The following is a 6,808-nucleotide window of genomic DNA, read 5'->3' as shown; positions in this document are numbered from 1 at the left end:
AAGCACAAGGCAAACCCCCGGAGGTCTTTTCCTCGCGGGGCTATAGGTGTTGGGGGCAGGCCGCAAGATCCAGAGAGATGGGGCTTTGTGGCTTTCAATAGAGGTGGCGCAACTCCAAAGTCTCACGTGCAATTCGGTCGCGGACTTGTTCGCGTTCTTCTTCCAATAAACCACCGAGCCGAACCGAATCGGCCAGCCACCAGAAGAAGGAAATGGGAAAGCCGACCATGCTGAGGGTCAAAATCAACATCGCGAGGCCAGATTTCTTATGCCCCACAAAGAAACGATGGGCACCCAACCAGCCCAAAAAGAACCACAAGACATAGGCTTGGAATGGGCTTTTGCATTCCTCATCGGCGCGTAACTCAATGGCGATCATGTCTTTTTCGGTGATTTCCACGGTGACGAGCCCCTTATTTCTGGGGCGAGCTTAGCGCGGACGGCGCGCCTTACAAGCGCGGATTGTCACACCAGCGGGCAAAGACGTGGCTTCATCGCCGCAAGCATCTTCAAGCTGGCGGGTGGTCAAGCCTGTCGCCGTCGAGAGGTCTGCACCCGACAGATTGGCCCCGGTAAAGTCTGCGCCTTGCAGGCGCGTACGGCTGATCCGAGCATCGCGTAAGATCACACCGGTTAAATCCGCGCGTGAGAGGTCTGCACCTTCAATATTGGCGCGCGTCATGATCGCCCCGGTAAAGTCTGCATTGACGAAAGCGGCCCCCATGAACATGGTGCCGGTCATATTGGCCCCGCTAAAATCTGGATTGGTGCCGCGCGTGCCACCAAATTTTGCGCCCATGAGATTCGCGCCGATCAGTTCGGCATTGGATAGGTCCGCACCCGCAAAATCAGAGCCGCTAAAATTGGCCCCCGCTGCTTCAATGGCGCGTAGGCCTGTTCCAACAAAGCTTGCGCCACGAAAATTAGAGCCATTCATTTCGGCACTGCTGAGGTCGCCCCGATCAAAACGGGTGCCCGCAAAATTACCAGCCGTCATTTCGGCGCTGCGTAATTGCGAGCCTGAAAAGTTCGAACCGGCAAAATTGCCTGACGACATATGCGCATTGTCCATCCGACGATTGGACAAGTCACAGCCCGCACATAGCCCTGAAAAGCGACCGGTAAAGGTCACCGTCGAGGGCTTGCCGCGTTGATCCCAAGTGAATGCCATAACCGGCTGAGCGATGGGAGCGAGGGCGAATGCAATAAGGACAGGCAAGGCTTTTGACATGATGTATGCCTTATACTGCTTTACCGCCATATTTCCACTTAAATGGTTGTAACAATTTGTCACGGGGCAGCCATAAGCTCGCCCTTATTTGCAGACAGGTACCGTCAGACCGCGAGGCAGAGTGGTTTCAGCATCGCCGCATGCCTTGTTTAATTGGGCTTGGGTCAAGCCGCGCGCACCGGCCATTTCAGCGCCAGACAGATTGGCGTTGGCCAGATTTGCCCTTGCGAAATTGGCGCTGGAAAAATAGCCTCCTACCAAAACTGCCTGCTCGAGATTGGCCCCGGCGAAGTTTGCCCCGGTAGCGCGCACACCATATAGATTGGCAATCGACAAATCGGTGCGTCCGAAATTGGTGCCATCAATCGTGCTGAGCGAGAGATCAGACTGGCGCAAACGCGAGGCCGAGAAGCTCTTGCGCGACAGGTCGGAATAGCTGAGGTCTGCTTGAAAAAGATTGCATTTGGCGCAGGACTTACCCGCCTTAACTTGACCGATCTGACCCGCATTTTGCGCAAAGGCAGGGGAGCCGAAGGCGGCTGCGACGAGGATGGCAATGGCGAGACGTTTCATTTTCGGACGCTCCAGCGGGCTAAACACAGGTTCTAGATAGCCCTTGCAGGATTGGTGCCGACTTGTGACTCGGGCGCTAGGCATTGCCTTCGGCTTGGCGTGGACCCGCCCAGCCACAGGCATCACAGGCATAGCCAAAGGCATTGGCCTTCACGGTGAAATGGCCGCAATCGGGGCAGGGGTCGCCCTCATAATGAGGGCTCGGCGCAGAAGGTTGGGGTTGGATCAGCGTTGCTTGGATCGGGCGTTCTTGAGCGCTCGCGGCGTTCCGGCTGGCGCGTTCGGCAGCACTTGGCAGGCGAACCAGATTGTCTGGCAAGCTGCCTCGCGAAAACCCTTTGGAGATGAAGCGGACAGGATCATTGGCCTCTGGCGCGCCCGCATCGGTTACAGCCTCGTCAAAGCGGTCCTCGCCCAATTGCGCCAAATCGTCGCGCCCCAGATAGGATACGGCTAATTCGCGGAACAAATAGTCGAGAATAGAAGTCGCCCGGACGATGGAATCATTGCCCTCAACGTCGCCTGCAGGCTCAAAACGTGTGCCAACAAAGGCATCGACAAATTCTTCCAGCGGCACGCCATATTGCAGGCCAATGGACGTTGCGATCGCAAAATTATTCATCAAGGACCGGAAGGCCGCACCTTCCTTATGCATATCAATGAAGATTTCGCCGATCTCGCCATCATCAAATTCACCCGTATGTAGATAGACTTTATGCCCACCGACTGAGGCCTTTTGAATGTAGCCCTTACGGCGATCGGGCAGGCGCCGCCGCGCGGCGGGCTGCGGGATAAGGCGTTCGACCACGCGCTCCACCACCACTTCGACCCGTTCGACTTTGACCTCTTCAGCCACATGTTCATACCGGCTCAGATCGAAGCTGGGCGCGTCAAAACCAGGCTCTGGCAATTTCAGCTTAAAGCCCGCAACGCCAGAACGGCTCAAGGCGCGCGCTAAGTCGCTTGCCAAAGCGCGCGTGTTTTCCGACCGGGATACGGGCAGATGTAAGTTAAGATAATGGCGGATCTCGTCATCTTGGGCTGCCGCAAACCGCAAAATCTCGTCGCGGCCAGCTGGGGCAAAAACATCTTGATTGGGCAATAGGCCCCAATGATCAGGTTGACCCAAAGCCCATTTCTGGGCTGCGGCGATGTCCTGCGAGGTAAAGCCCAAGGCTGTCAGCACATCAAAGCCCGGTTGTAACACTTTGTCTAAACTACACCCACACCACAGGGCCGTTTCTTCAGGACCCAGCAGCCAGGGCGTTATGACCTGGCGCAGGGTACGCGCGCTGATCAAGGCTTCGGCAATCGCGGCGAGGCCATCTTCATCAACGCCTCGGCTGGCCAAGGCCTCATAGGAAAGACCCGGGGCCCCGACAAGCGTCCTTGTCCCGAGCAATTGGCGCGCCGCGTCTTGCTCATCAAGACCCAAGCTTTTCAGGCCGCGGAGCACGCAGGGCCGCACGGAAAAGCCAGTCTCTTCCCCCGATAAAGCGGTTTCGATTGTTGGGCCTTGAATGGGGGCGAGGCCCGGTGCATCTGCCCCGAGAGCAATCAGAACCAGTCCATATTCTTGCGGTTTCAAGGCCGTTTCGAAAGATGCCGCAGTGGAGGTGCTTGTGCCTGCAAATTCGACAAGGTGGTCGGCCGCTGCTGCAGCGCCTGCGGCCAAGGCCCGCAACGCATCACGTACGACAAGCTGGTCCTCAAGGCGGGCATAGGATTTTCCGCGCGCCATCAAGAGGCCCGCTCCATCGCAATAGCGCATGATAGCGCCGCGCTCTTTGGCCCAAGTCTGCGCGGCGGTCTTGGTTGGAAAGGCCGTCGCCGTGCCTAAGCAGTCCAACCCAATCCGCCAAGCTGCTGCTACCCGCTTTAGCTGGCTGAAATCTCTGTCTTCAAAAAACGCCGAAAGGGCCACCACGACCGCCGGGCCAGAGGCCATAAAGGCTGCCTCATCAAAGGCGAAGCCACATCCGGTTCGGGCCGCCTTTAAGAGCAAGTCACCATCGAGTGTTTGATCCGGCGGCAGAATGATTGTGGTTGGCTCTAGAACGGGTGCGTCTAGCGCCCCGCCATGGGCCGTGGCATCAAAAATGCCCTGTTTGGCGTCCTCGATCGCTTCCACGACCGCCCCTGCAGGCGCACCAAGGCGAAAGGCTGCGGCAACAGCTTGGGCCAAAACCGGATTGTCACGCGGGTCGTCATGCCCAGCCCCTTCAGCCCGACCCACGGCTTCGCTGACCCGCGCCAAGGCATCGCGCAATTGGATGCGGCCCATCGACAGGGCAGAAGAGTCAAACTGACTTTGCCGGCGCTGATGGACAATCGCTTCTGCATGCGCCCAAGGCACCACGCGCGTGCTTGCTTGGGGTTCGAGCCAAACCGCCGGCAAGCCGATTTCGATTTCAGGGGCTCCCGTGCCCATGTTCAAGACGAATCCGCGCGTAGCCCCGCCTTGAAGGCCCAGCGCCCGCAAATGGCCCGGTTCAAGCAGCACTTGCCGGTTCAACAGACTATTGGCCAATACGGCTTCGAAATGGTCACGCGCTGCTGCATCCGCCAGAAGACCGCGCGCACAGGCTAATGCCCCGATCCGCCCAGCAATGTCGAGAATCGCATCTGAAATCGATGTTTCATCGGGTAGGTTGGCTGCCTCACCAAACGCCAGAACATTGTCCAAGGTCCAGCTAGCTGGGGCATAGAAGGGGCCAGAATCGGGGCCGACTTCGCGCAGCATATCGGGCTGGGCGATAAATTGTTCATGACCAAAGAAGGCGGAATCAAAGCTCACGGTGGCCCCATCGCGAATCACTCCGGTGATCATCTGCCTGAAGTCGTGAGCCGCCTAGTCCTCATTGGGGAAAATCTGCATCTCAGAGATGGTTTTGTGCCAAAAAGGCGGGACTGTGGCCGCCCATGCTGGCTATGGCCTGTTGTGTCATGCCGCTTCGACTTGATGCCCGGAACGGGGCGGGGCATAATAGGGATCGAAAAGGAAAAACCCGTGCTCACAAAAATCTTTACGTGGTGGAATGGTGCAACGATTGGCGCACTGTTTGATATCGCAAAGCGTGCAACTTTGGTGGGCGAGGACGACCAAGGCAATCGCTATTTTGAAGAGCGCAAAGCTTCATTAGAAGGGCGCAAACGGCGCTATGTGCTCTATAAAGGCTATGCTGAACCATCACGCGTTCCCGCAGACTGGCACGGTTGGCTGCACCACACGTTCGAACAGCCCCCAACGATTGAGCCCTTCCAATTGAAGTTTTGGGAAAAGCCACATCTGCCGAATCTGACCGGAACGGTATTTGCCTATCGTCCAAAGGGCAGCTTAGCGGCCTCGGGTGAGCGCGCCAAATCATCCAGTGACTATGAGTCTTGGTCGCCAGAGTGATGAAACAGGCAAGTGGCACGGCCATGTTTGACCTCAAGAAACTAGGCTGGCTTGCGCTGGGTTCGGTGTGCATTGCACTGGGCAGCGGCAGCGTGATTGCCCAATCAGCCAATCCCGAAGCCAATGGGACCGCCTTGCGTCCTGCTTTGGGCGCAAGTGGGTCAAACGACCCATCAAAAGCTGCAAAAGCGGCAAATCCAACACCTCCGCCTGCGTCAAGTGGCGGCATTGATCCGGAACTAGGCCCGATAGCAGAGCCAGAAGAAGGCGATGTTGCGCCCGCGTTTCGTCAAAATGGTACGGGCACCTGGATGACGCCCGAAGAAGAATTGCGTGCGCGAATCCGCCGCGAAGCGCTCAGCCAGGCCGAAGCCGAACAACAGGCCTTAGCTGCAAGTGGCTTGGTTATGCCGCGCTTGGTTGGCCCGAACATTCCCCTTGTTCCCCTTGAATTGTTGTTTCCCCCGGAAGCGCTGGAAACAGGGCCGAAACCTGTACGAGAAATCCGCGGCACAGGTGTTTTGCTCGGCGCGTTGGACCGTGAAAAGGGCTCTAATGTGCGGGTTCGGGTGCCAGTCGGCAGCCAAGTGACTTATGGATCTTTGCGGCTGCGGCTTTCGGCGTGTTATGCCTCCCATCCAGAGGATGCGTTTGAGTCTTGGGCCTATGTCGAAGTGACCGATATGGGCAGGCGAAATCTCAATCAATTGGCTGTGTTGCCCCAACGCGATCGTCGCGGCATGCGTGAAGCCAATAAGGAACGCGTCATTCGAAAAGGCTGGATTATCGCGTCCAGCCCCGCCGTGACGCCGATTGATCATCCCACGTATGATATGTGGCTGGTTAGTTGCGAGGGGGCAGTCGTGCAGCCAAGTGCTGTTCAATCGTCGACAAGCAAAGCGCGCCCACGCTCTGAAGGCCAAGCCGGCGCGGCGGCTCCAGAGGCAGCGCCACAGGTTCCAGCGGCGTCGGGAACAGATTCTGGTGAGTCAGAGCCTCGGACGGGTCCTGCACCTGCGGCACCAGCAGCCCCGGCACAGGGAAAACTGAAGGGCACTTGATCGCCTCTGCCAAGAGCAAGTGATAGGTCTTGCGTTGGACTTCTAGGGTGCCGAATTGCGTCAAATGGTCGGTAATGAATTGGGTGTCGAGCAGACGAAACCCGCCTGCAATCAAATGCGCTACAAGATGGACGAGGGCGATCTTGCTGGCATCGCGGGCCCGCGAAAACATGCTCTCGCCAAAAAAGGCAGCCCCGAGGCGCACGCCATAGAGTCCCCCTACAAGCTGGCCTTCATGCCATGTCTCCACACTGAAGCCGTGACCGCGGCGATGCAGGCCATCATACAGCTCCAAGATCGGCTGATTGATCCACGTTTCTGTGCGTTCGCCAATCGGTGCGGCGCACATTTCTACCACCTCGCGAAACGCTTGGTTGATCGTGACCACAAAAGGGGTGGTGCGAACGGTCCGTTTGAGGCGGCGGGGGATATGGACTTGATCAAGCGGTAGAATACCGCGTTGGTCGGGATCGACCAAAAACAGGCGGGGATCATCCCGCCCGTCTGCCATCGGGAACGTGCCGCGCGCATAGCATGCCAAAA

General features: G+C 57.7%; 6 protein-coding genes and 1 pseudogene. 2 read left to right on the top strand and 5 right to left on the bottom strand.

Annotation, left to right across the window (positions count from 1 at the left end; genetic code table 11):
* Positions 1 to 94: 94 nt before the first annotated feature.
* The 4 genes from B7364_RS11315 to B7364_RS11300 form a co-directional block, all read right to left on the bottom strand.
* Complete coding sequence (locus B7364_RS11315; RefSeq protein WP_085340136.1) at positions 95 to 400, bottom strand: TM2 domain-containing protein; 306 nt, start codon at positions 398 to 400, stop codon at positions 95 to 97.
* 30 nt (positions 401 to 430) lie between these two features.
* A complete protein-coding gene (locus B7364_RS11310) occupies positions 431 to 1,231 on the bottom strand; it encodes a pentapeptide repeat-containing protein (RefSeq protein WP_157893657.1) in 801 nt (266 codons plus the stop codon).
* 84 nt (positions 1,232 to 1,315) lie between these two features.
* Positions 1,316 to 1,804 (bottom strand): pentapeptide repeat-containing protein, encoded by a 489-nt coding sequence (locus B7364_RS11305; RefSeq protein WP_085340134.1) that lies wholly within the window; start codon positions 1,802 to 1,804, stop codon positions 1,316 to 1,318.
* Between the two features lie 76 nt (positions 1,805 to 1,880).
* Positions 1,881 to 4,601, bottom strand: a complete 2,721-nt coding sequence (locus tag B7364_RS11300; RefSeq protein WP_157893656.1) for a TSCPD domain-containing protein — start codon at positions 4,599 to 4,601, stop codon at positions 1,881 to 1,883.
* Between the two features lie 213 nt (positions 4,602 to 4,814).
* On the opposite strand from B7364_RS11300, the gene B7364_RS11295 reads away from it, so the two are divergent.
* Together B7364_RS11295 and B7364_RS18295 are read left to right on the top strand one after the other, a co-directional pair.
* Entirely contained in the window at positions 4,815 to 5,204 is a 390-nt protein-coding gene (locus B7364_RS11295) for an NADH:ubiquinone oxidoreductase subunit NDUFA12 (protein ID WP_085340146.1), read from the top strand.
* On the top strand, positions 5,204 to 6,265 hold the full coding sequence (locus tag B7364_RS18295; RefSeq protein ID WP_085340132.1) for a DUF2155 domain-containing protein: 1,062 nt from the start codon (positions 5,204 to 5,206) through the stop codon (positions 6,263 to 6,265). The genes B7364_RS11295 and B7364_RS18295 overlap by 1 nt, the downstream gene beginning before the upstream one ends.
* A gap of 55 nt (positions 6,266 to 6,320) precedes the next feature.
* Here the strand turns inward: B7364_RS18295 and aat are convergent.
* Positions 6,321 to 6,776, bottom strand: a pseudogene (aat, locus tag B7364_RS11285) (leucyl/phenylalanyl-tRNA--protein transferase); the annotation flags it as partial.
* Between the last annotated feature and the right edge of the window lie 32 nt (positions 6,777 to 6,808).

The sequence above is a fragment of the Aquidulcibacter paucihalophilus genome, from assembly GCF_002105465.1.
Classification (GTDB): Bacteria; Pseudomonadota; Alphaproteobacteria; order Caulobacterales; family Aquidulcibacteraceae; genus Aquidulcibacter; species Aquidulcibacter paucihalophilus.
Note: the sequence above shows the minus strand (reverse complement) of the source record. Positions and strands in the feature narration are given on the sequence as shown.

Excerpts from the sequence above, each read along its gene's own strand:
- B7364_RS11310 (WP_157893657.1), bottom strand. The coding sequence starts at position 1,231 with ATGTCAAAAGCCTTGCCTGTCCTTATTGCATTCGCCCTCGCTCCCATC.
- B7364_RS11305 (WP_085340134.1), bottom strand. The coding sequence starts at position 1,804 with ATGAAACGTCTCGCCATTGCCATCCTCGTCGCAGCCGCCTTCGGCTCC.
- B7364_RS18295 (WP_085340132.1), top strand. The coding sequence starts at position 5,204 with ATGAAACAGGCAAGTGGCACGGCCATGTTTGACCTCAAGAAACTAGGC.